The sequence below is a fragment of the Vibrio sp. 10N.222.49.C9 genome (genome assembly GCF_041474985.1).
In the GTDB taxonomy this organism is placed as follows: domain Bacteria; phylum Pseudomonadota; class Gammaproteobacteria; order Enterobacterales; family Vibrionaceae; genus Vibrio; species Vibrio crassostreae_C.
Window position 1 is genome coordinate 1 of record NZ_JBFRVD010001106.1, and the last position, 343, is coordinate 343.

Consider the following 343-nt stretch of genomic DNA (forward strand, 5'->3'; position numbering starts at 1 on the left):
CGGCCACGCTCGCGTTCAAGAATGACAAAGCAATTCGCTAGACTCATTGAACGAAAGGCCCCAGAGCTTTGGTTCCCCGTTGTTTCCACTTCAAACTCGCCATGCTCGTTTATGGCGTAGATACCACGTTGGTAATCTGTACGTCCTGGACTTTTCTTGAATGACGATAACGTTTTAGCCGGTAAGGTTGGTGCTTCTTTCCATTCACTCTCGCCACCGAGCTTAGCTAACAATGGCTGAACTAAGATGTAAGCGGTCATAAAGGCGGAGACAGGGTTTCCTGGCAGGCCGCAGAATAGTGCATCATCCAATTTACCGAATGCAAAAGGCTTCCCTGGTTTTA

1 pseudogene is annotated in these 343 nt (G+C 48.4%); it reads right to left on the reverse strand.

What is annotated here, in order from left to right:
- Positions 1 to 343: pseudogene (locus tag AB4585_RS27105) on the reverse strand (molybdopterin molybdotransferase); the annotation flags it as partial.